The sequence below is a fragment of the Corynebacterium marambiense genome, from assembly GCF_016342275.1.
Taxonomy (GTDB): Bacteria; Actinomycetota; Actinomycetes; order Mycobacteriales; family Mycobacteriaceae; genus Corynebacterium; species Corynebacterium marambiense.
In genome coordinates this window covers 25,075-47,154 of sequence record NZ_JAEIOT010000016.1, presented here as the reverse complement: position 1 = coordinate 47,154, position 22,080 = coordinate 25,075, and the positions used below count along the sequence as shown (strand labels likewise).

Below are 22,080 nucleotides of genomic sequence, written 5' to 3'. Positions count from 1 at the left end.
GCAGATCGGATGGCGTCAGGCGAGCGCCCGGGTGGGCTTCGACGGTCGCGTGAACAAGCCGAGGTTCGACTCGGGGTTCGTCTTGATGCACCACACGATGATCGCGATACCGAGAAGCGTGGAGAGCACGGAGCCCTCCAACCCGAAGGCGCCGCCGTTGAGCAGTTCACTACCGCTCGGCGTCGAGGACAGGAGGGAACCCGGCAGTACGTTGCCCGAGACGTGCGAGCCGTAGATCATCGCGAGCACGAAGTTCCAGCCACTGTGCCAACCGGCGACGAACCAGGCATTCCCCGTACGCCAGTACATCACACCGAACACGACACCGTAGAGCACCAGGTTCACCATGCCGAAGACCGTCAGGTTCGGGTTGTTGATGTGGATATAGGCGAACAGAATCGACGACAGGCCGATGGCTCCGGCGACCGTGAGCTTCGCGGCGTAGGCAGGGATCAGATAGAAGCGAAACAGCAATTCCTCCACAAAACCCTGGAACGCGAAGAACACCGCCGCCAACGGAAGAATCCAGAGGGTACCGGCGTCGAAGACACTGCTGATCTGCACCGCCCCCACAACCACGTTGATCAGCAGAATCACCGTCACCCCGGCGAACCCTAAACCGACACCGACGAACCACGCCCGGAGCCGACTCTCCCGGATCATCCCCAGATCGGCGAGCTTCAGCCTGAATACCTTCACTATCAGTACAACGAACAGCGTTGCGGCGAGCACCCTTCCGAACGTCGACCCGAAGGTGATGGGGGAGCTCAACGCAGGTAGCGGCAGCAACCCAACCAACTCGGAGAAGAACTGGCTCATGAAATCGTTGATCGTCAGCAGGAAGAATGCGACGACAGTAGGGACGAGTACACAGATCAGGATGTTCCGCCTGACCCAGGGCAGGACCCTATCCTCGAAGTTGCTGACCGGGATCACCGTGTCAGTGGAAGAAGCTGCGGCGTGCCTGCCGGAGCGTGGAGCCCGGGAATCTTTGACTGGTGACATAGCGTGGTTTTCCGTTTCTTGTGCGGGCAGTCATGGTGGAGCGGGACGTAGCCTCGGGATGATGTGGACACTGCTTGACAGTCGTTGCCGTACGAAAGTATATGCGGTCATCATGCGGTGCGTTTGTCCCCAAACTGACATATTCTCGTTCGACGGTACACGCGCACCCGCATGCGGTTGGGGCGGCATCTCGGGAGATAATCAATAGTGATGATGATCATGCCCCAGGTTGCCTTCGTCGCAACAGCCTCATGTCCTTGCAGAACCGCTGAATGAAACCCGGTGCCGTCTGCCCAGGACAAAACGGCTCAACGGTTGGGGGCGTAAGAACGGGGATCGGCACCACGACGCAACTGAACAAGATTCTTACGTCGTGCCGACCCGTCTCCCACCGCCTCCGGGAAACCGCTCGCGTCCACGGGCTCAGCGCAGCGAATCCGTGATCCTCACGGTCTCCACCGCGACGCGGGTGACCTTGGCGATCAGATCCACGATGTAGCGCGGATTGTCGACCTCATCGCACCAGTCGTTCGGATCGTTGATGATGCCGGAGGCATTGTCTTTCTTCACCTGGTAGCGGATCGATGATCCACCCGAGCGCGGAGCGCGAACCAAGGAGATAGCGCTCCGCCTCCTCCGGGATGGCCGTGATGGTGACCTTCGGGCTGTAGATGATCGTGGTCGTGTCGTTGACGTTATTACCCGTCTCCGGGTCCTTCTTCTTCGCCCACTTCATCTTGGTCACCCGCCACGTCTCCCGGTCATCGAGATCAGCGGACTTCACCTGTTTATCGACCGGATAGGGATCGACGTCCTCATAGTTGACGTGGAGATTCATCAACTCTCGTCCGGCCTCGCGGAGCAGATCGAAGCGTTCGCGTGACGTCGGCGTCTCCACGTGCGGCAGCATCTTCTTCAGATCCGCGGCGTAGGTCTCCCGGTAGTTCGGATCGTGCAACTGTCCGTAGACGAAGTAGAAGATGTCGTCCTTGGAGATGTCACCACCGAGCGCATCCCGGTAGATGGCGAGAATCTCATCGGTGATGTTGTCCACCCGCCGGTAGCCGTCGAGGATCTCACCCTTGGTGCCTGGCCCGGCATTCGACGTGGTGGCGGAGCCGAAGTCGAGGGTTCCCGCAGGGGATTCCACCGGTTCCCAGGTCCAGCGGGGGAAGAACTGGCCTGTATCCAGTGTGTGGTGACTTGGAAGAAGGTCGGTGGCAAAAGGTGTGAAGCTGAAATGTGAAGCGGGCACAGTCAGAATGATTCCCACATTGTCGTGCTCCGCTGTCGGGAACACCTTGGGAAGCTGGTAGACCATGTCATTAACGGCCCGATCAAAGTAGCAGTGTTGTGTCATGAATGGTCGATAGAGAGATCGCCTGAAACCTTGCTCCTGTAGCGAGATCTTATGTCCCTGGGCAAGCTGGTTATTCAGGCTCCGATTCCACGAGATTGTGGTCGTGTTTTGGTACTCGGGATTCAGTCTAAGGAATGCAACGACACTTTTCCCGGAGCGGTTCTTCATAAATTGTGAGGAATCTCAGATTCTGAAATCTCGTCTTGCGGACTCGTAGGTACCCAGGAACCTAGTTATGTTGTGTATCAGGGTGGTCTTGTGCATGGAGTAACACCATGCGTCGCGTCCCGTTTTTAGTCCGGCTCCGTAGACCTTAAATATTCTTGGTGCGCTAGGCTTTTTGTCTCCCAGTACAGGCCACGTCTCAAATTCCGCCGAGCGCTGGTTTACCCAATCGCCGTGGTTGTTCGGGATGATCTTCTCCCACTCAATGCTCTCTGCCGAGCCATGTTCGACGATTGCGAGTTTCTCTTCTCTCGTGAGGTAGTCGCCGATGTCCCGATAGTGGATCGTGCAGGATTCAGCGTTCGGTGTCTTGATGCCTATGAAGATGGCGACGGTGTTGCGGCTGCCTGATCCGAAGACCTTTCCACCTTCTTTTCGTGACTATTCCCCGGCGGTCCGCTGGTTCCCCCTTAGGTTGAACATGTACATCTCGCTGAACTCATCGGCGAGGCTCAACCGGATTCCGTCGGCGGTGTTGCCGTCGATCCAGCCTCCGTTGGACACGAATGCGACGATTCCGTGGTCGCCGATGCGGTCGGTGGCCCAGCGGAAGGCGCGGAGGTAGGAGTCATAGAGACTGTTCTTGTTAGTGGCCGTCGATCGTGCCGTGTAGGTTTCCTCGATACGCCTGTCCAACGTCGGGTACTTCACGTTCGCATTGAGATCGTTGGCACTATTCTGTCCGACGGAATACGGCGGGTTACCCACGATAACGTGAATGGGCGCGGACTTCTGGCGCTCGATCCGTTCGTTGTTCTCCACGAACATACCCAGATCCATCGCGTCATCGTCCTCGGTGATTTGGAAGGTATCGGCCAGTGCGATGCCCTCGAAAGACTGTTACCCACCGAGGACGCTGTCCTCGTCCGCGTTGAGCTCGGCGGAGGTGGTCTCGATGTTCACGGCCGCGACGTAGTAAGTGAGGAGGATGATCTCAATCGCGTGGACATCGGTGGCGTACTTTTCGGCAAGGTCTTACCTGTGGATCAGCTCGTACTCGAGAAATTGTACGGAGAATCTACCTGTATCCGTGAACGGGTCGCAGAGCCCATAAGTACGGACACAAGGCTTCGATGTAGCAGCATGTTTCTGGCTGGCGGCAAGATGTCTCTGGCCAGGGAAAACGCGCTTGCAGGGGGTGGAGGGAATGGTGGGGTCTGGCGGGGTGGCCCGGCTCTGCAGAAGTGAGGGCGTGAAGGGTAGCGTCGTGAACCACGAAGGGTGGCAACAAAGGAGAAGTGCCAAAGGTTCGGTATATATCGACGCGGTGTTGCGTCGTTAGACGATGGAACGTTGAAGAATCCAGCTAGCCGCTATTCACATAGGAGGGTTGCCAGGAGTTTTCGCCTCAGCAGATCCGCGCAGCTGATTCCTCGGGATACGATATCGTTGAGGTTGTCAATGGCCTCCATCGTTTTAGAAATGGTGGCGACGAGTTCTAGCTGATCTTCGCGCGACGGGACCGGAATCTCGTAATTTTTGAGTTTGGCGAAGTCAATACTTTCAACGGTAGTTCCGGACTTCGAACAGTTCTTACGGATGTCGCCCTCATGAGTTGCTAGATACCAGAAGACATACTCGGGTACGAGATCATCGCCCATGGAGTGCAAGACCTTCATATCTTGGTTGACGGTGAAAGTTCCATTTGCTAGCGCTACCGGCAGGTGGCGACGAAGAATTCCAGATCGCGTGACGATGCAGATGGCAGGCCCCTCAAAGATGTGAGCACTAGATTCCTTGGATCCGAGAACGGTGATTTTGTCGATGGTGTCGACTATCACGTCTGATTTCATGTCCTTTGGGGTGATCCAGCGGATAGTCCCGTCGGTCCAATAATCGGCTCGAATCTTTTTTGGAGTCCCACCACCACCCCACTTTCCCAATTCAATGAGTTTCCTTTGCGAGCGCTCAGGGGTTGGCTTGGAATCAAATTGCTTTGCGAGTAAATGCAGCAAAGTAGCAGCTTCTTCGAACAATTCTGCAGCTTCTCCAGCCGACTGCGCTGGGTTGAATGTTTCGAGGTCGAGGGCGGATTCTTCCTGATGGATGAGGCCAAGGTCAAGGGAGCTCTGAAATTCAGCGATTTGATCGTGGCTGAAGTAGCTCAAGCGTTCGTCGTGGACTTGGGTACGATTATTGCTTAGGTACGCGGTTTTAAAACCATTGAAATGCTCGGAAGTCAACGGAGTCTTCTTGCCGAATGAGGGCATGTTGGATCGTAGGTCGTAGAACCAGACGCCTCGGGTGTTGCTCGTGTCCGTGGTTCCACGTTCGAAGAAGAGCACGTTGGTCTTGACACCTTGGGCGTAGAAGATGCCGGTGGGCAGCCGGAGGATTGTGTGCAGGTTGCATTTGTCCATGAGGTCTTCGCGGATTCGTCGTCCATCGCCGTCTGCGAAGAGGACGTTATCAGGGAGCACGACTGCAGCTCGTCCGCCTGCCTTCAAACTTCGGTAGATGTGCTGAAGGAAATTCAGCTGCTTGTTCGAGGTGGGGAAGGTGAGGTCGTCTCGGGTTGCGCGTTCGCCGCCCTTCTTGGTTCCGAAGGGCGGGTTGGAGAGTACGATATCGAAGCCCTTGATGCGCTTGCCGTCGGGTGAGAGAGTATCGCCAAGGATGATGGGTGCTTCAATGCCGTGGAGCATGGCGTTCATGAGCGCGAGGCGGTGGGTGTCGTGGACAAGTTCAACACCGGTGAACGCTTTCCTGATCTGGAATTCGGCCTGGTCGGCGTCGAGATCAAAGAGGTTGTCGGTGCTGTTCCTGACGTGCTCGCTGGCGGCGATCATGAAGCCGAAAGTGCCACACGCTGGGTCGTTGCACAACTCTCCCGGCTGTGGGTCGATGAGCGTGACCATGACGTCAATGAGGACGCGTGGGGTGAAGTACTGGCCTGCACCGGACTTTTTCTCATTAGCGTTCTTCTCGAGAAGACCTTCGTAGAGGTTGCCGAGTCCTTCTTCCCGAGCCGAGTACCAGCCCAGCGCGTCGATCGACTTGATGATTTTCTCGAGGTTCTTGGGCTCATCGATGTTGGTGGAGGACCCCGCGTAGATCTCTTGGACGCGTCCGGTGGCTTCTTCGCCGAGATGTTGGAGGAGATCACGGTAGAATCGCTTGAGTTCGATGCCGGATTTTGTGCGTAGTTCATCCCACCTGTACTGGGCGGGGATGTTGTCTTCGGAGCCGGTTTCCTTGGCCATCTTCAGGAAGAGGATGTAGGTCAGCTCGGTGACGTACTGGTGGTAGGTGATGCCGTCGTCGCGCAGTACGTTGGAGAGGTTCCACAGTTTGGCTACGATCTCTTGATTGTTCATGCGGTCTGCTCCTCGTACATGTGTTCATTGAGTTCGACGATGATGTCAGTGAAACGGCCGCCGAACACGCGGTCGACTCGGTGGAGTCCGCCCTGTTGACGGAAACGGGGGTCGGTGTCGAAAGTGTCGGTTGAGATGAGTAGCTCGTTTTCGAGGTAGGTCTCGATGCGTGAAATCCATCCAAGTTGTACCTTGGTGAAGTCGTGCGTGTCCTTGAGTTTGGCGATGGCGCGCCGGACTCGTTCTCGGTGGGTGAGCAGCGGGGATCCGATCGCGAAGCGGCGGATAATCGAGATGATGTCTGCCGTGATCTCCTTGCTCGACACCTGGGACAGCGCCGATGAGAGCTTCTGCTCGGTGAAACCTTCACGATCCAACTTCAGCTTCAAAGACTTTAGTTCGTCTCTTGTAAGATCGGAGGGCCGCATGCAAATGATCCGTAAAGCTGCGATCTCGTTGGTGTTGTTCTTGATGAATGCGGAGAACTCTTCCAGATAGTCCTCGGGGCGCTTTGCATCCCCAAAGTCTCTGGTATGGGAAAGCAGCGTGTCCTCAGCATCGGAGATCACCAGTTGGCGTTGTTCACCGAAGGTGGTGTTGTCCAAGTAATCGAACAGCGAAACATGCTCTCGGATCCACTCGGCAGCATCGGCTGGGGAGGCTTCTCGCAGTTCCTTGATGACTTCTGCGATGGAGCGACCGTCGGCGAGATCACGTATGTGTTCGGCTACATCGTCGGTGATCTTGCGGCGTCGGCGCTGGAGCTTTGCCAAGACCTGTTCGATGGCTGAGTTTAGCTTGGTGTCGTCATTGCCTGCGATTTCGATGCCTTCCATCAGATCCTTGAAGCTGGTGTTCGGGTTCGTTGACAGGGGCTTCATAGTGGAGACCGCTTCGAGGGCCTCATAGACTCCAACAGGGTCATAGATTTCGAAGCGGTCCTTCTCTATTTCTGGGCAGAGACGCGTCGCGCGACCGAGCATCTGCTCGAACAGGATGCGCGACTTGACTCGACGCATGAACACCAGCGTGGTGATGGTTGGGACGTCGATACCTGTGGTGAGTAGGTCTACGGTGACCACGATCGAGGGGTAGCGTTCGTTCTTGAAGCGTTTGATGGCTTCCTCGATCTTCTTCTTGTTGCCACCAGCAACTGAACCGGTGATCTTCATGATCGCTTCGGGTTCGACACCTTGGTCTGCGTAAATCTCTTTGAGGATGCCAACGATCAGGTCAGCGTGGGCATCATCAACGGCGTAGATGAGGGTCTTGCCAAGGGCCTCGGGCATGCTCGGGTCAAGGTCGCGGGCGATTTCTTCGAGCACGGTGCGGTTGAAGGGCTCGGTGATGACTGAGCGATTGAATTCCTCGACGCCGAATGTGAGTTCGTCTGCTAGCTCTGCGCTGTTGGTGATCTCGCCAGTCGATGTGTCGTAAATGGGCAGGGTGTCGCCTTCAACAAAGTGGATGCCTTCGGTGGATAGCTTGGTGGATAAGCGGTGCGGTGCATCGTGATCAACGAGATAGCCATCCATGACGGCCTCGCGATAGGTGTAGGTGAAGACTGGTTCTCCGAATATCTCGGTGGTGTGCAGGGCCGGGGTAGCTGTGAGTGCGATTTTGGTGGCGTCGAAGTATTCGATCACAGACCGGTATGCGGACTGGTAGTCGGCTTGGTCTCGGTAGAGGGCCTCGTCATCAGACATTTCCTTGTCGAGCAGATAGCCGCGGTGGGCCTCATCGACAATGATCAAGTCGTAGTCAGTGACCGCAGGTTTGGTCGCCTGTTCATCTTCTTGCGAAGCCCCGGGATAAAATAAGCGCTTGGCCATACCCTGCACCGTCGAGACATGGACGCGCGTCTCTGGGGCAGCGCCTGCTTCTTCAAGCCCAGAGATGGAATAAAGCTCGTCAAGCGTCAACAGCTCCTCAAGGCGGACATCCTTGAACGTGTCCATTGCCTGGGTGCCCAGCGCGGTGCGATCGACGAGGAACAGAATCCTGCGGAACCGGTCAGTTTTGAGGAACCGGTAGATCATACCCAGCACAGTGCGTGTTTTGCCGGTGCCAGTGGCCATTGCTAACAGTGCGTAGGTCTCGCCGTTGCTGATGGCTTCCTCCGCAGCGTGGATCGCCTCGACCTGGTAGCCACGGAGATTCAACCCGGTGCTGGAGGTGAGCAGGTCGTCGCTGAGATCATTGAGGGCTTGTTGTGCTGCTTGCTTGTCTGCGTCAAGCATCTCGAGGAGACCTTGTGGGCTGGGCCAGCCTATCATTGCCCGTGGTGTGTTGAGCCGGTCACGTATGTCGTGGAACCACACACCCGACTGAGTCTTATACTGCTCAATGTAGGGACGGCCATTGGTTGCGAAGAGGAATGGAACCTTGAACGCGCCCCAACTACCAAGCGTGTACTTCTCATGTTCGGCTTTGATGAGCTTGCCGTAGTCGGCTGCCTGGTAGTCCAAGACGGATGGGATTGCTGTGTGTTCGGCCTTGGCTTCGATTACGCCGACAAGCTTCAGCCCAACGAAGAGCGCATAGTCAGCTCGTCCGTGATTGCCTGCCGTGGAATCGGTGGGCCATTCCGCGATTGCCTGGTTGTATCCTTCGACGGGGCGAGCTCCATTGCCAAATCGAAGATGTTCCGTATCGGCCTGCCATCCGACCTGACGCAGCTGTTCATCGATCAACAGTCGAGTCTCGGCTTCTGTCTTCGGGCGCTGGTTTGCTGCCGTGGTCGAGCGGCGCGAACGTTCCCCCTTCGACACCTTCTGGGCCGATTGAGCTTTCGCCTCGTCCTTCTTAACCAGCGCCTCGGTCGCCTGCTCCAGCACCACCGGCTGCTGGACCGGGGCAGCTTGTTTGGTGGGTAGCACGTAGCTGGACATCTTGACGTTGGGATTGCCGTAGGTGGCCTCAAACCACCAGGCTAAGGAATGCACCATCGGCAAGAACCGCTCAACATCAGCGGTGGAGCCCGAGTCTCTGTGCGCAGCCTTGTTTCTGGCTTTGCGCACAAGATGGAGGATGTTGATGACTTCTCTTGGAAGGAGCCCTTCGCGGGCCAGTGTGTCGATCCGCTTGACGGCGGTGTTCTCATACGGCGGGCAGACTCGGTCGTACTGGTAGATCAGCTCGATGATTCTTTCGCACAAAATGCCGAGCTTCATGATCGCAGTGCTCGGATCGGTATAGAGGTACGTCTCGGCAAGAGTGCCCAGGTTCTCTAGGGAGCGGAAATTGTCCTTTAGGAACTCGAAGTTAGACATTGTGAGGACCTTCCTTGCCAGGGTGCTGGCAGATGTCGGACAGCTGGGCTCCAAGCTTTTGGCAGATGTGCGCGAGCGCTTCGACGGTCGGGTTGCCGTTCTTGGCGAGATTGGTCATCCTCGCTGAGGACAAGCCGTTGTTCTTGCGAAGTTTCTCTCGGGTCAGTTCTTTCTCGATAAGTAGCTTCCAGAGGTGTTCGAACGTGTAGCTCATTCCTGCTTGCCTTCCTCTTCAACATTCTAGGTGAAGCCGTAGAGGACTTGGGATCCTTCACCGAGTCGGATGACGCGAGCTTCTGCGACGGCGCCGAGGGCCTTCTCACCGTATGTCTTGACAGCATCGAAGGAGAAGAACACCGGCTTGGGTTCGCGTGCTTCGCCTTCGACCATGCTGGTTTGTTCGTAGAGGTCAAGTAGGAGGCGTACAGGATCGAAGGCGATCGGGACGGGTCTGCTGCGGGGGTGGTTGGCATCTGGTCTGGTTTGCCCGTGGGGTGGGCCCGGGAGGAGGTTGCTGTGCCTAAGCCCTAACCGAGCGAGTTTGTGTGACGACGTTGTGCGCGTGGCGAGGAGCCGCAAGCCGGGAGTGACGATCAAGCAGATCACGAGAGGCCTCGGTGGTCACCCGATGCCACTGCAGAAGTAGATAGGTCGTGCCGACATCAACGAGGGCACCAAACCCGGACAGGTTCGGGCCGACGCGGCCGGGCTGCGCGAAGTCCGCAAGCAGATCCGGCTGCTCGAGCAGGACAACGAGGTTGAGCATCGGGCGGTGGGGTATCTGTCCCAGGCGAACCCGCCGGGAATAGATCCCGGCTTGTGAGTGAGTTGGCCGCTGCAGGGTTCCCTGTAATGGTGGAGGTCTCGGTGCTCAAGCCCTCCCGCCGACTACCGGTGGCTGGTGGGCTCCGTAACCCCGAGTGAGGTGGTGGGGGCGTAGTGCACGAATGTGTTGTTCGACGCCCACCAAGGCGACCCCTGGGCTCGGGCATCGGCTCCTCGCAGACTAGGCCCGTGGCAACGGTGAGGCAATGCCGGACCAGGCCGCGTGGCCGATTGCGGCCAGAGATGGTTTGTTCAGCGTGTTCGGGACGACTAGGCGGTGCACCAGGCTTGCAGGCCTGGTCCACCAGTGCACGACGATCTCTGCGCTGTAGGCGGCGAGCATGGTCCGGACCCGGGTGCGTGTTCGCTGTAGGTAGGCTGATCGAGCTGTGGTTGATCGACACCACCGGGTACAAGACCGCCGAGGGTAAGTTCTGTCTCTGTGTGATCAAAAGACGTCTACTCGGCTCGGGTTGTGGGGTGCTCAAATCGAGTCGAGGGTGGAGTCGCGGCTAGTTGTCCGGGTGCTTGAGAATGCTGTCGTTATCTGTGGTGACGTCGCCGTCTGGATCGTTTACAGCGATAGGGGCAATCAATTTCCGAAACCGGAAGTTCCGGTGTGTTCTCACCTGTCATCGCATGGTCGGGTGCATGGGCCGGGTTGGGTCGAGCGGGGGCAACGCCGTTGTGGAATCGTCCTTCGTGCTCCTGTAAAACAGTGCCCCTCGATGGCTGCACCCGGGCCACCTGCGGGTAGTTGTGGATCGCGAGTGGTGGCCTGGATCGAGCGGGCCTACCGCCGTTGGTGTCGTCAGGCCTGTCTGGGCTGTTTGTCGCTTATCGGGTTCGGGACGGTCATGAGTACGGCCGTTGTACTGGTGGTGTGGCTACACCCTGTCACCTACCCGCGCAGCAGATCCCGTACTTGGGGCGCTGGAGGCGAGTTCTGCCCGGGAAGCTGGTGTCAGCTATGCAAGATCTCGGCGATCTGCTGGGCACGCGCAGAAACAAACCTGGCACCGGCGAAGCTTGAGTTCGCTCCACAAGTAGCGCTCACTGACGATGAGATCGCCCACGTGCTGGCATAGTTTCCATAACTCAGAACGAGGGTATTTGATGTTGGATGTTGATGCACTGTCCCTGGCAGTTAGCCAGGACAAGATGTGGGAGGGCTTCAAGCTCGTCCCAGGCTGGACGATGCACGAATATGCCGATGAGCGGGCCGTCGCGAAGGCGGTTGAGGCTGCAGGGTACACCGACATCTTTGACCGCAAGCTCATCACGCTCACGGCCTTGAACACCTTATTGGCAAGAAAACCTTCGCCGAGGTGTTCGGCGACAGGGTATTCAAGCCTGTAGGCAAACCGACCCTTGTAACGAACGCCGACAAGTGACCCGCGCTCGAGGTCGTCGCTGCTTCGTCCGAATTCACGACAACTAAGTAACAGAAAGCAGGTAACCCCTGATGTCCACCACGAATCCGCCCAGTATCGTCACTGGCGCAGTCCGACTGGCCTATATTCACGGGTGGGAGCCGAACTCAATCAACGGCTAAAAGCCGAAGTACTCGGTGTCCATGATCGTCACCAAGTCCGACGCCGTTATATTGTCCTTGATCGAGAAGGCTACCGACGTCGCAATCGAAGCAAGCATCACCATGTTTGGCGGCAAACGCGCGAACAAGGCCGCGCTCAAGCTGCCGCTGTGCCACGGTGACCTGGAACGCGGCGACGACGCCTACACCGATGCGAACTTCGTCAAAGCCGACAGCCTCACTCGGCCCCAGATTGTCGACGAGAATGTCTCCTCGATCTTGAATCGTGCGGAGGTTTACTCCGGCTGTTACGCCCGTGTCTCCTTATCGTTTTACGCGTTCAACACGGATGAAAATAAGAAAGTGGCCTGCGGTTTGGCCAGCACTCAGAAGATCCGTTACGGCGATAGCCTGGGGTGGGCGCCTGCGTGCCGATACCGACTTTGGATCCTTCGCCCCGACTGACGACTTCCTCATCTAAGAGAAAAGACATCGCCACTATGTGTGAATGCTCCCAAGCCATCACCTTGGCCGTGTGGGTCTACCTTCTCATCTCGACCGGGATCGTCCATCCCAAGCTGAGGACCCGTGACAAGCGGGCTGAGCGTCGACTGACGCGAATGATCGCAGAAGAGCGCGAACGACTTACAGCTGAATCGCGTCCGCTGCAGACCAGGTGATAGGGGTTAGGCAGCCCGCTTAGCTGGTTGTCAAATGGTTGTCTCGAATCCGGCGGGGAACAACCACCCGACGCGTTGTTAGCGTCTGCAGGGGTACTAGGTGTGCCAGATCCAAGCCACGATCACGATCCTTAGCTCGCTTTGAGTGAACCACTGGACACGGTTGTCTACGTTTTTCTAGAGCCATCCGAAAAAGCTCGCCGCCGCGGCGTTGCCGCCGTCCGAGTTACCCATGGATATGACCATCTGATCACGGTTGATCACGTGCTGTAGATTCCTGAAAAAACTGAAAGTGTCGGCCAAAGTGCACGACGCGGCCCTGGCCGAATACACCTAGATCCTTTTTATGGTAATCGACGTTGTCTAGGACAATGACCGCCAGCGATTCGCCTTACAGATCTGTCACGCCGTCTGTTCGACCATCTACTGGCGCGCCCAACGGTCATCATGATGGATGTCGCACAAGACGTCGGCGCGGTCGGCTTTGAGCTACGAGGAGGGGTCACGGGCTATTTGAGCCAGCCGTTGTAGGGCTGACGAGTGAGCTTCAACACCTGGGCATGTTACTGCTACCGGAATATTGTCGGCCGGGTGGCTCACCGCTGTCGATATGGTCGCGGCGCAGTCACGTGTTCAACGTCAGCGGGTGGACGCTGAGGTCCTTGGGTCGACTGTTTCAGTGTGATGTCGTCGGCATGGTTGCGGGCTGACAGCATCACCTCGTTACGGGACCCCTCTCGGAGAAGGCTGGGCATCGGCGCATCCATCCAGCCAGCCCCGTAGGGCTCGCTATCTCGAATGTCACCGACTCCTGCAACAGCCCCGTAAAACCCCAAAAGATACCACCATTTCCACACTGCGAAGCAGTGACTATCACCCGTGATGGGAAATGCTTCGATGATTGTAGTTGTTTCTACACCCGCAGCGCCAGTGATTGCGAGACCGAGTTCAGTGCGACCAGAGATGGTATCAGCAACAAGGTCTCCGGCAGGACTCATTACTCGGTCCCGGTTCCGTCCGAAGGGGGTTTGTCAACGTTCATTGTACAACGGCTAGAACCTACACGTCTGTGCGACGTTCTCGTCTGAATTACGGCTAGCTACACACTCCGAAACGTGAAGAGCCAAATTAGTTCATACTTGATCGTTTACTGTCTTGAAACCGAGATAATCATGATTTCACCAGACGAATTCGCTGATTGGGTGGGAAAGTAACATAAAATAGGATGAGTCCTCTATCCGCTCTAGATAACTCATATTTACGATTTATTATCCTCTTCCACGAACGCAACCTCATTTGTCACGTCGCAAGATTCTTCTCTTATGTGCAGAGTTAAGAGCTGGCTGAATTCTATCGACAATGGGTTTCTTTGATATGTTCCTCCAATTACCGAGGAGAAGAGTGATCCTTTAGTTTTCTTATGTATTTCACGGATTCGCTTATAGTTGCACAGGTGCTCCACAATGATGGCACTACCTTCGGCATGTATTCCAGCAATTGATAAGAACCTATTTCCGGACCCGGGCCCAGTTTCGTTACGTGCGAGATATCCGATATCCGAATTTTCATTTTCAACATCTCGCCTAGATTTCCAAACCCTTGAATCGACGTAGTCGCGGATTCCGTAGATCATGCCATCATTCTCGAAAGATAGCGCTGTATCTCGGGCCAAGGCGCTGGCGACTATTTTAGAAGATTTTGGGCCACAAATTGCCACAATTCCGGGATCTGTAAAATCTATTCTCCCATCAGGGCTGATGAACTTGAAATTTACTTCCATTCGATAGAGTGTAAGAAAGGCTGCTAGTTTATGTGCAGCGGCAAAGTCGGCCTCGGCGATAGCTGTCCTTTCCTCTAGAATTCGGAGTGGGAAATAGGTCGTAATCGACCTACCTCCAAAAAAAATCTTGAACAGTGCGCCGTTGATTCCTTTTCCAGATCCAACGGCTAATTCCGCCAATTACAGCAGCCGCTGTAATCGCCCGATTTGCCCAATCGAGCAATATGGCTGCAATTTCTACAGAGTCCATGAGTGCCTGACTACAGTCATGTCGTCTACTTGACCATCTCTTTCAAGCACTGCCGATCGCAACAGTGATAGCGATGGTGTGAGCGGATCGGTGAGCCGTTTCCATGTCTGAGCTGGACCTCCTAGAGTTATGGCAACCTCGTTGGCTACGCCATCGCTCATGAGTAGAACCTTGTTTTCACCATGGAACCTGTGTAGGAGCGCTTCGTGTGCAGATCTTGGGGTTTCGCTGGCGACCCAAAAACCACCTTCCCTATTTCGAGCTGCATCTTCGCACTTCAAGAGTTTACGATACAGTTTTAAGCATTTATCGCTGTCTCTATCGCATTTTGCCTGGCGTCGCGCTTTTCGCACATCGGTGGCAATATTTTGGATGCGATTATCTTGAATAAGATTATCTCCGACAAGAACAGCACAATCGCCAAGCACTAGAGTTTCAACCAGGTTTTCCGATATACGGGCCATCGCTACCGTTGCCGATGGATGATCTTGAGTGTCTAAACGGGAATTCTCAATAGCTGATGCGAGTACTGCAGGAAGGGAAAGAGAATGTGTTCGTGCAATAGTGCAGGCAATCTCGTTACTTAGTGCCCTCGTCCATGTTGCTACGGTATGATTCTGGTCAGCGCCTGGGCGTGTCGCCCCATCAATCACCCAAGCCCACGTGTCAAGCGACCCCCAGACGTCCTGCATGAGGTGGGTGGATCCCTCGACAGCTTCACCGATCGTATAGCAGTGATTCACTAAGGTATCTCCAAAACTCAGGTTTCGTCATTTTACAGCAAATACGCTCACATTATATCTCTTTAGCAATTCAGTGTTCGGAGAGGAGCTTTCACACAAGGGACTCCATTTTTGAGGTCACGAAGGTTAAGCGGAATCTCTTGATCGACGCTTCTTTAATTGTAGCTGCTTCTTTGGCGGGCGTGGCGCGACAGTGACGTATGTCGGTGTCGCTCGTTGGATATGCGGCTGTTGCAGGAGTCGGTGACATTCGAGATAGCGAGCCCTACGGGGCTGGATGGATGGATGCGCCGATGCCCAGCCTTCTCCGAGAGGGGTCCCGTAACGAGGTGATGCTGTCAGCCCGCAACCATGCCGACGACATCACACTGAAACAGTCGACCCAAGGACCTCAGCGTCCACCCGCTGACGTTGAACACGTGACTGCGCCGGGGTCTGCTGCAGGTTTAGGTGACAGTTCCATGCAGCCTGCAAGGCTGCTTCATTGTTGATCGTTTCACACTCGATCGGTGTAAGCCGGTCAAGGCGTTTTGTCGGCCACACCGGTGGTAGCGGTATTCGATCCAGACGACGACCGCAACGGTCAGCTCTTCGTGGCCGGGGCCCATATCTTGAGGCTCAAGACACTTGCGTTGCAGCAACGAGAAAAACAACTCCATCACTGCGTTATCACCCGCAGACGCGACTCCACCCATTGAACCCTTCAGACCGTAACAGCCAAGCATCTGACGGTACCGACAAGACCTAAACCGCGACCCACCATCAAAAAAGGAACAACCCAACCGGTGACACTGTGCCTGTTGATCTCACGGCGAGCAACCGCTGTATTGAAAGCGATGACAACCAGTCCAGAACTCATATGAGGCGCGGCCGAGTAGCCGAGACGACCCGGTACGAAAACGTCTCCTCGACCCCACAACAATACAGTTTCCCTTCCCCGGTGAGGTGCTCGGCGATATCAGTGACCCACACCAGGTTCACCCCACAAGCAGCACCAATGAAATCGTGGCAAGTCCTGCCGTGATCGTCACTATGAACAAGGAGATCACCATCGACCGCCAGGCCGGGACGCTTCGCGTTGTTTCCCCCGCTTCTTGCCACAGGAAGACCACAGCCGATGAGCCGAACACAACCGCCAGGGCAGTGCGCCCACACATCACTACCCCAGCTGCTTCAACCTCATCACGCAGATACCGGTAGCAGGCCTGCAGGTCGTCTGCGTGAGCTACACGCACAGCTGCCACACGACCCTGCACGCCCCCCTGTCAGATACAGTGACCGGCTGAGCCAACCACCGGTAATACTCGGCCCGGCACAGCTTCAACACAGCTTCAACGCCCGACACGTCAACACCACAGGAATCCCTTCTAACACCAGCTGTTTCACGAGCGGGAAGTACCTTTTCCCGGTAGAGCTACCTGCGACAAATACGCTGCCGCCCGCCGCAACACCCCGTTTTCCTGCTCCAGCAGCCGGTTCCGACGCCGCAAATCACGTAACTCCTGTGACCCTGAGCGGCACACACCTTCTTGTTCCCCGGCCCCTTGGCGTTCTTGATGCAGCCACGTATCCAAGATGCCTACATGAATCCCGAAATCCGTGGCCACCTGAACCAACGTCACACCCGGATCACGCGCCACAGCAACACGCACCACGTCATCGCGGAACTCTTTCGGATATCGCTTAGCCCCAACAACTCCCTTCCAGCTAACACCAAGACCAGCCAAACTAGTTGTCACCTACTCGCGCAGCAGACCCCATCACCACCGAGCATTGGATTTGCATCAACCTTACAAGCGGACGTGCAGGTTCGTGCAGTACTAGCGAACTTTTTGATACCGCTCTGAAATTACGCATCTTCGAAGTCCACACCATCGAGTCGTTCGGTAACTCTGTCGTTGCTGAAGGCCTTGACCGCATCAATATCGAAGGCAACGACCGGCTCACGCTCGACCTTGCCGATGGCACCATGATTACGTGCAGGTGGAATCTGCAGTTGAAGAAGAGTTCGTGGACACCAGAGAAGAAAGCCGCCTGGGGTGAGCTTGTACGTGCCCGCTGGGGTTAAGCTAAACGCCTCGGTTTGGATAGCCCACGTACCAACCCACCCGGAGCCTTAGCTAAATACCGAGCAGTGGCTGCTGCTAAAGCGCAGCGGCTGTGTGCCGAGCGAGGAGAGCGATAAATGGCGCGCACCATCACCGCGATCCTTGCCACCCGTCAGCTCCAAACAAACACACTGCTGCGGCAAACCTCCGTCCGGAAGATTGCTGGCTATGCGCGCGTGCCCATCGATCATGACGATCAAGTGACCTCCTACGAAGTAAAGATCGACTAGTGCACCCGCTACATCAACGACCACGCTGGTTAGTAGCTAGTCCAGGTCTAAACTGACGAATGAATCAACGGCATCTCCATCAAACATCAAGTCGGATTCCAACAGATGATCACCGATATTGTCGATGGCAAAACCGACCTGATCCTAATCAAGAGCGTATCCCGGTTCGGCCACAATGCTGTCGGCTCCCTGACTACCGTGCGCATGTTGAAGAATGCCTGAGTAGAAGTGTTCTTCGAGGTAGAGAACATCTGTACCTTCGATGCCAAAAGTGAGCTGCTTATCATCACGAGCTCGCTGGCGCAAGAAGAAACGCCCGCTCCATCTCTAAGAACTTCACCTGGGGCCACTGAAAGAGCTTCATGGACGGGAAGTCACTATCTCGTACGGCCATTCCGCGCGATGTAGAGCCTCCAAACGGAACCTAGTCATCAACGAGAAGCAGGCCATCACATTGCGGTACAATTATTCCCTCTGCCTTGGCAGGCAGTCACTGACCGACATTCTGAACCTTCTCCAACGCGAAGCTGTCAGATCGCGACCGACAAATCAAGGTGGTTGGCCTATCCGATCCGAAATATTCGTCCCAACGACAAAATACAGAGTTGATGCGCGGTTGCATGAGTCCTACATTATCGACTTCCCGACCAAAAGGTAGATCAAGAACGAAGGTGAAGTACCGCAGTACTATGTCACCGGAAATCACGAGCCGATCAACACTCCAGCGGTATGAGACCTCATGCAATCCTAAACCACGGCCGCTGCGTCTGAGCGATACTTCACCCTACGGTAGGGACTTTCTCAGGCAAGGTCCGCTGTAGCGAGTGAGGAGTCTGGTGCCGGTCGGAAACCTGGCGCGCCGGATCCTAATACGAAAAGGAATCTGGCGGTTTAACCCCAAACACGCTGGGGTCAGTTCGTATTTGCTCAGCGTGTCAGTGTCGAGCAGATCATTGCCGCGTTCCACGACGCCGTCTATCCCAACGCTCCTAACCGAATCGATCATGGTAGACGAGATCGTAGACAAGACATTGGTGGCAGAGTTCGGCACTAGCGACCTCCATTTTGAGGACGAGCAGATGTTCGCCCACGTAGGTGCTGCTGTCAAAACTACCGAGAACCTCATCATCCGCAACGCCGTGTCACTCAGGATGAATGCGAATTGCGTCGTTTCGACACACTCACCGCAAAGCCTTCCAACCTGCTCGACGGGCACCAGAAACTCCACTATGAGATTAGCGAATTTCAGAACCGGCCAGCCGTCTGCGGTCACTACAAGGGAGAAATCGCGGCGCTCGACCCGGCCAGCATGAGTTCACCCATACCTATGGCATACACTGGCCGACTTCGCTGAAGTCAGTACTGACGCCACGGACACCTTCCCGTATCGAGATGGTCGTGGATAAGCCAAATCATGGAGTGACTGGCTCTGTGTGATCCCATAGATCGTCCCTAAATTGTTGCTTCCAATCCCGCAGGCCAGAGTGCACACGAGGATCTATCCAAACTCCATTCTCATCCAGTTGGTACTGTCTAAAAAGGGCTCTGGTTCCCTCAGGTGCGGTTGCTTGACACCCTTTTAATTCAGATATAAAACCGAGTATGTACTCAAGCTCGTCTGAGTTCGCTGCCCCACCCGTGATCAGCCTCTCTCGGTGCTCAAGGTAGAGCTTCAGGTCTTGGGGTTCGTCTAGAATGCTCGCAACCAAGACCAAAGAGTGTAACGGAATAACTGCGTATTGTGCCGGGACATCTTCCTTGAGTAGTCCCTCGGATTGCCAGAGCAATCCGCCGTAGCTGGAAAACGTTATTGCAAACCCGATCGCTTCACTGGCTTTGCAAGGATTAGCCTCATTTGGCCGCCATCCCTCACTCCAATGGGTCATCCGCGTTTCAAGCTGAGAAACAGCGTTGTTCAGCACTACTGTCTCGAAAGACGAACCGACACTTGAGTTGTTTGCCGAGAGCTTATTGGCTTTGCACTCGCCAATAAAAGCAATTCCGTCCGAGCATCCGAATACGTCTACTTCGTCCTTGTGCTTCCGGCTTTCGGGGCGAAGAAGATCCACGGAGGAATTCCATGTGGTTGCGCGGGGTCCCCATTTCTGAAGCATGGATGCTGTAACGTCTTCAAATATCTGTCCCTTTCGATCGCTCGGGCTCTCTTTCATTGCAAATCTAAAGAGTGCGTCGTCTCGGTGCATAAGCCAAGCCGAGCGGTTTAAAACCCAGGTGGTGTCGTCGATGTGAACAAACGGTGTAATTGTGGGCGTTTCTCCGAGTAGCGCTTCTTCCACGTTTTCCTCGTTTAACACTGTCGGCCTTGCGGTAAGTTTGCGAGTTAGATCTTCCGAAATTCCATTTAGTAGAATCGCACTAAACGGTTCCGACATGAACGATTTATTGTCTCTAAAGGAAGATTTAAGTGAGTTGACGGCCTTGTGAGCGTTTTCAGTTGCGACCAGCACCGGTTCTGAGCCGATCAAGTGAGATATGGAAGGAAGGTTGCGGTCTACCCATATCCCTATCGCCGCTGAGATCTCATCTGTGATCCACATCATTCGAGTTTCAGGCTCAACTAGCCGATTTATTTCAAGTTGTCTGGTGGGATGAACTGCGAGGCGCTCGGTGTCGTCAGTCTCGGCAAAGGCGGCGATATGGAGATTGGCTAGATATGCGGAAACCCATCGAACGTACTTGTTGAAAGCTTGGAGTGCGCCATACTGGCTATCGTCCGTGCCCTTGCCGAAAACGCCGATTAACCACGTCCCTCGGGCTAGCGAAAATGTCTTGAAGCTTTTTAGTGACTTGTAATCACGTAAACAGTCATGATGTTCCCCGGCCAGAAGGTGAGTAGATGCTTTTGGACTTACGTCCTGAAGTGCGCCACATAATTCAGAGAGGCTCTTCCTGGTCGACATCTCGGAAAGCAAAGCCGCTTCGGTTGCGCCCCGCCTATCCTTGCGGATGACTGATTTTCCGCATATATCCAATGCCTCTTTTATCTCTCTTGGCGCGAACTGAAAATGAGAAGAATAGGCGCTTGCAAGAATTCCTCTTATAAATTCCTCGTCTAACGGTTTTGAAGTTCCGTAGTTGGGCATGGCTTTTCCCTTCTTCTTTTTACTAGCAGCGCCGCATTTAAACCACTCGGATGAGCAGCTCATGTGGGCCGCTATTTTGGAACCGAGCCTACTGGAATATTCCGAGGATGTGCGCTCCCTCATCGGTGAGTCCACGTCCGAAGTGTTTGCGGGAGGCCCAGTCCGCGAAGCGGTTGATGAAGTTGATGATCTCCACCGGGGTGTAGACGATGCCGAGTGCTTCGGACTGTTTCTTGAACGCGAGCTTGAAGAAGCGTTCGTACAGATCCTTGATCACCTGCTGCTTGCCTTCGGCGGTGGTGACCTCGGAGGCTCGGACCTGGACAGACCTGTAGAACCGTTCCAGGGATTCGGTCTCGGATTCGAGGCGCTTGTCCGAGAGGGCCTCGACCATGCGTTGCATGACCCGGGAGACCGGGTTGTGCTGTGCGAAGTCGTGCTCGGCGAACAGGGCGTCGAAGACGGGCGCGGTGATCAGGTGCTGGGAGAGCATGCTGACGGCGTCGTCGCGGGAGATGGACTCATTCAGGTTTGCGCGTAGTCCCTTGAGGAACTCGTCGAACTCCGTGGCGACCGTCGGGTCCGCGGTATCGAGCAGTCGGTTGATGCGCAGGATCTGTGCGTCGGCGATGTTGGCGACGTCCTTCGCCCAGTCCTCCCAGTAGGTACCTTGTCGACGATGCGGGCGAGACGGCCTCCTGCCACTTCTCCATGGAGAACAGGGCGAGCTGCTGGCTGGAGAAGGACGGGTCGCGGGTAGGTTCGTGGCTGGTGCGTCCGGGGTCCGGAGCCTGGGTCGTGACATCGGGATTCGATACGAACGGATCGGCGGGGGCAGGGGTGTCATTCGGTGGGATATCAATGAACACGGGCTGGATGGTGGCGTTCAGGGCAGCGTTACTGGCGTTGAGTTTCGCGGAGTTGACCGTCGCGTTGAAGCGCTCGTCGTGGGCGCGCAGCGCGTTGAGGATCTGCCAGACGACCTTGAATTTCTGGTTGTCGTTGAGCACCTCGGAGGGCTTCTTCTCGGCGGGGATACTGATGGGCAGGATGATGTAGCCGTAGGTCTTGCCGACAGATTTCCGCATCACGCGACCGACGGACTGCACGACATCGACCTGGGAGTTGCGCGGGTTCATGAAGATCACTGCGTCGGACTTCAGCCAGCGCAGGATGTTGCCGCGCTGGAGTGTGTTCATGGTTCCGTCGATGTGCTTGGCGTCCACGGCGAGGTCGAGATTCTGGGTGGAGATCGCCTCGTTGGTCGCCGCCTTCTCATTCAGGTTCCGGGAGTAGATGCTCGTCAAGGAGGGGAACAGGTCAGTGAACTTCTTGGAGGAAGCGATGTCCGAGGCGAACAGCACCGCTCGACGCATGGGTGCTGCGCCTTCGGGGAACCCGGTGGCCTGGTCCTTTTCGGTGCCGATAGCGTCGGCGAAGTCTAGTTGAGGAGTGCTGTGACGACATCGTCGATGGAAACCTTGGAAGCCATGGGGACCATTGTGTCGTAGTGGAACGAGTACCACGGCGAATGAGGTCGGTGTCGCCGCTTTTGGGGGTGTGGCGACAGGGACGCCCGGTGGCCCGGACCCGTTGACATGCCCAGTGAAGGGGTGGTTAGCTGCCAACAAATACCGTCCACCCGAG

At 55.7% G+C, this 22,080-nt stretch carries 17 protein-coding genes and 2 pseudogenes; 5 read left to right on the top strand and 14 right to left on the bottom strand.

The window, feature by feature from the left end; genetic code table 11:
- Positions 1–15: 15 nt before the first annotated feature.
- The 9 genes and pseudogenes from JDV76_RS11600 to JDV76_RS11560 form a co-directional block, all read right to left on the bottom strand.
- A complete protein-coding gene (locus JDV76_RS11600; protein ID WP_198737063.1) occupies positions 16–1,005 on the bottom strand; it encodes a CPBP family intramembrane glutamic endopeptidase in 990 nt (329 codons plus the stop codon).
- 423 nt (positions 1,006–1,428) lie between these two features.
- Positions 1,429–1,575, bottom strand: coding sequence for a hypothetical protein (locus tag JDV76_RS13100; RefSeq protein WP_376992955.1), 147 nt, complete (start codon positions 1,573–1,575; stop codon positions 1,429–1,431).
- Positions 1,520–2,629, bottom strand: a pseudogene (locus JDV76_RS13095) (type ISP restriction/modification enzyme). The gene JDV76_RS13100 and the pseudogene JDV76_RS13095 overlap by 56 nt, the downstream one beginning before the upstream one ends.
- Positions 2,630–2,971: 342 nt before the next feature.
- Positions 2,972–3,370 (bottom strand): hypothetical protein, encoded by a 399-nt coding sequence (locus JDV76_RS13090; protein ID WP_198737062.1) that lies wholly within the window; start codon positions 3,368–3,370, stop codon positions 2,972–2,974.
- Between the two features lie 533 nt (positions 3,371–3,903).
- Entirely contained in the window at positions 3,904–5,907 is a 2,004-nt protein-coding gene (locus tag JDV76_RS11580) for an N-6 DNA methylase (protein WP_198737061.1), read from the bottom strand.
- Positions 5,904–9,179 (bottom strand): type I restriction-modification system endonuclease, encoded by a 3,276-nt coding sequence (gene hsdR, locus JDV76_RS11575; protein WP_198737060.1) that lies wholly within the window; start codon positions 9,177–9,179, stop codon positions 5,904–5,906. The genes JDV76_RS11580 and hsdR overlap by 4 nt, the downstream gene beginning before the upstream one ends.
- On the bottom strand, positions 9,172–9,393 hold the full coding sequence (locus JDV76_RS11570) for a helix-turn-helix domain-containing protein (protein WP_198737059.1): 222 nt from the start codon (positions 9,391–9,393) through the stop codon (positions 9,172–9,174). Before JDV76_RS11570 ends, hsdR begins: the two co-directional genes overlap by 8 nt.
- A 26-nt stretch (positions 9,394–9,419) precedes the next feature.
- Complete coding sequence (locus JDV76_RS11565) at positions 9,420–9,569, bottom strand: hypothetical protein (RefSeq protein ID WP_198737058.1); 150 nt, start codon at positions 9,567–9,569, stop codon at positions 9,420–9,422.
- Between the two features lie 130 nt (positions 9,570–9,699).
- Positions 9,700–9,945, bottom strand: a complete 246-nt coding sequence (locus tag JDV76_RS11560; protein ID WP_198737057.1) for a hypothetical protein — start codon at positions 9,943–9,945, stop codon at positions 9,700–9,702.
- A gap of 787 nt (positions 9,946–10,732) precedes the next feature.
- Between JDV76_RS11560 and JDV76_RS12965 the strand changes: the two genes are divergently transcribed.
- The 3 genes and pseudogenes from JDV76_RS12965 to JDV76_RS11545 all read left to right on the top strand — a co-directional run bounded on the left by JDV76_RS12965 (position 10,733) and on the right by JDV76_RS11545 (position 12,003).
- A complete protein-coding gene (locus JDV76_RS12965) occupies positions 10,733–11,092 on the top strand; it encodes a DUF2800 domain-containing protein (protein ID WP_336244260.1) in 360 nt (119 codons plus the stop codon).
- A pseudogene (locus tag JDV76_RS12830) lies at positions 11,067–11,398 on the top strand (DUF2800 domain-containing protein). Before JDV76_RS12965 ends, JDV76_RS12830 begins: the two are co-directional and overlap by 26 nt.
- A gap of 182 nt (positions 11,399–11,580) precedes the next feature.
- On the top strand, positions 11,581–12,003 hold the full coding sequence (locus tag JDV76_RS11545) for an ssDNA-binding protein (protein ID WP_232959392.1): 423 nt from the start codon (positions 11,581–11,583) through the stop codon (positions 12,001–12,003).
- Between the two features lie 1,473 nt (positions 12,004–13,476).
- Here the strand turns inward: JDV76_RS11545 and JDV76_RS11540 are convergent.
- Both JDV76_RS11540 and JDV76_RS13085 read right to left on the bottom strand, forming a co-directional pair.
- Entirely contained in the window at positions 13,477–13,998 is a 522-nt protein-coding gene (locus JDV76_RS11540; protein WP_198737054.1) for a hypothetical protein, read from the bottom strand.
- A gap of 2,375 nt (positions 13,999–16,373) precedes the next feature.
- Positions 16,374–16,730, bottom strand: coding sequence for a transposase (locus JDV76_RS13085; RefSeq protein ID WP_418884426.1), 357 nt, complete (start codon positions 16,728–16,730; stop codon positions 16,374–16,376).
- Here JDV76_RS13085 and JDV76_RS11525 point away from each other — a divergent pair.
- Together JDV76_RS11525 and JDV76_RS11520 are read left to right on the top strand one after the other, a co-directional pair.
- Complete coding sequence (locus JDV76_RS11525; RefSeq protein ID WP_198737051.1) at positions 16,724–17,059, top strand: hypothetical protein; 336 nt, start codon at positions 16,724–16,726, stop codon at positions 17,057–17,059. The genes JDV76_RS13085 and JDV76_RS11525 overlap by 7 nt on opposite strands.
- Positions 17,060–17,176: 117 nt before the next feature.
- Positions 17,177–17,329, top strand: coding sequence for a hypothetical protein (locus JDV76_RS11520; RefSeq protein WP_198737050.1), 153 nt, complete (start codon positions 17,177–17,179; stop codon positions 17,327–17,329).
- 1,412 nt (positions 17,330–18,741) lie between these two features.
- Here JDV76_RS11520 and JDV76_RS11515 read toward each other — a convergent pair.
- Genes JDV76_RS11515 through JDV76_RS11505 form a run of 3 tightly spaced genes read right to left on the bottom strand, consistent with a single transcriptional unit; the run spans position 18,742 to position 21,809 of the window.
- Positions 18,742–20,568, bottom strand: coding sequence for a hypothetical protein (locus JDV76_RS11515; protein WP_198737049.1), 1,827 nt, complete (start codon positions 20,566–20,568; stop codon positions 18,742–18,744).
- A complete protein-coding gene (locus JDV76_RS12960; RefSeq protein WP_418884427.1) occupies positions 20,522–21,040 on the bottom strand; it encodes a hypothetical protein in 519 nt (172 codons plus the stop codon). The genes JDV76_RS11515 and JDV76_RS12960 overlap by 47 nt, the downstream gene beginning before the upstream one ends.
- On the bottom strand, positions 20,955–21,809 hold the full coding sequence (locus JDV76_RS11505; protein ID WP_198737047.1) for a hypothetical protein: 855 nt from the start codon (positions 21,807–21,809) through the stop codon (positions 20,955–20,957). The genes JDV76_RS12960 and JDV76_RS11505 overlap by 86 nt, the downstream gene beginning before the upstream one ends.
- Between the last annotated feature and the right edge of the window lie 271 nt (positions 21,810–22,080).

Excerpts from the sequence above, each read along its gene's own strand:
- JDV76_RS11570 (WP_198737059.1), bottom strand. The coding sequence starts at position 9,393 with ATGAGCTACACGTTCGAACACCTCTGGAAGCTACTTATCGAGAAAGAA.
- JDV76_RS11580 (WP_198737061.1), bottom strand. The coding sequence starts at position 5,907 with ATGAACAATCAAGAGATCGTAGCCAAACTGTGGAACCTCTCCAACGTA.
- JDV76_RS11545 (WP_232959392.1), top strand. The coding sequence starts at position 11,581 with ATGATCGTCACCAAGTCCGACGCCGTTATATTGTCCTTGATCGAGAAG.
- JDV76_RS11540 (WP_198737054.1), bottom strand. The coding sequence starts at position 13,998 with ATGGAAGTAAATTTCAAGTTCATCAGCCCTGATGGGAGAATAGATTTT.
- JDV76_RS11600 (WP_198737063.1), bottom strand. The coding sequence starts at position 1,005 with ATGTCACCAGTCAAAGATTCCCGGGCTCCACGCTCCGGCAGGCACGCC.
- hsdR (WP_198737060.1), bottom strand. The coding sequence starts at position 9,179 with ATGTCTAACTTCGAGTTCCTAAAGGACAATTTCCGCTCCCTAGAGAAC.
- JDV76_RS11560 (WP_198737057.1), bottom strand. The coding sequence starts at position 9,945 with ATGCTCAACCTCGTTGTCCTGCTCGAGCAGCCGGATCTGCTTGCGGAC.
- JDV76_RS13090 (WP_198737062.1), bottom strand. The coding sequence starts at position 3,370 with ATGGATCTGGGTATGTTCGTGGAGAACAACGAACGGATCGAGCGCCAG.
- JDV76_RS11505 (WP_198737047.1), bottom strand. The coding sequence starts at position 21,809 with ATGCGTCGAGCGGTGCTGTTCGCCTCGGACATCGCTTCCTCCAAGAAG.
- JDV76_RS11520 (WP_198737050.1), top strand. The coding sequence starts at position 17,177 with ATGGCGCGCACCATCACCGCGATCCTTGCCACCCGTCAGCTCCAAACA.
- JDV76_RS11565 (WP_198737058.1), bottom strand. The coding sequence starts at position 9,569 with ATGGTCGAAGGCGAAGCACGCGAACCCAAGCCGGTGTTCTTCTCCTTC.
- JDV76_RS12965 (WP_336244260.1), top strand. The coding sequence starts at position 10,733 with ATGGCTGCACCCGGGCCACCTGCGGGTAGTTGTGGATCGCGAGTGGTG.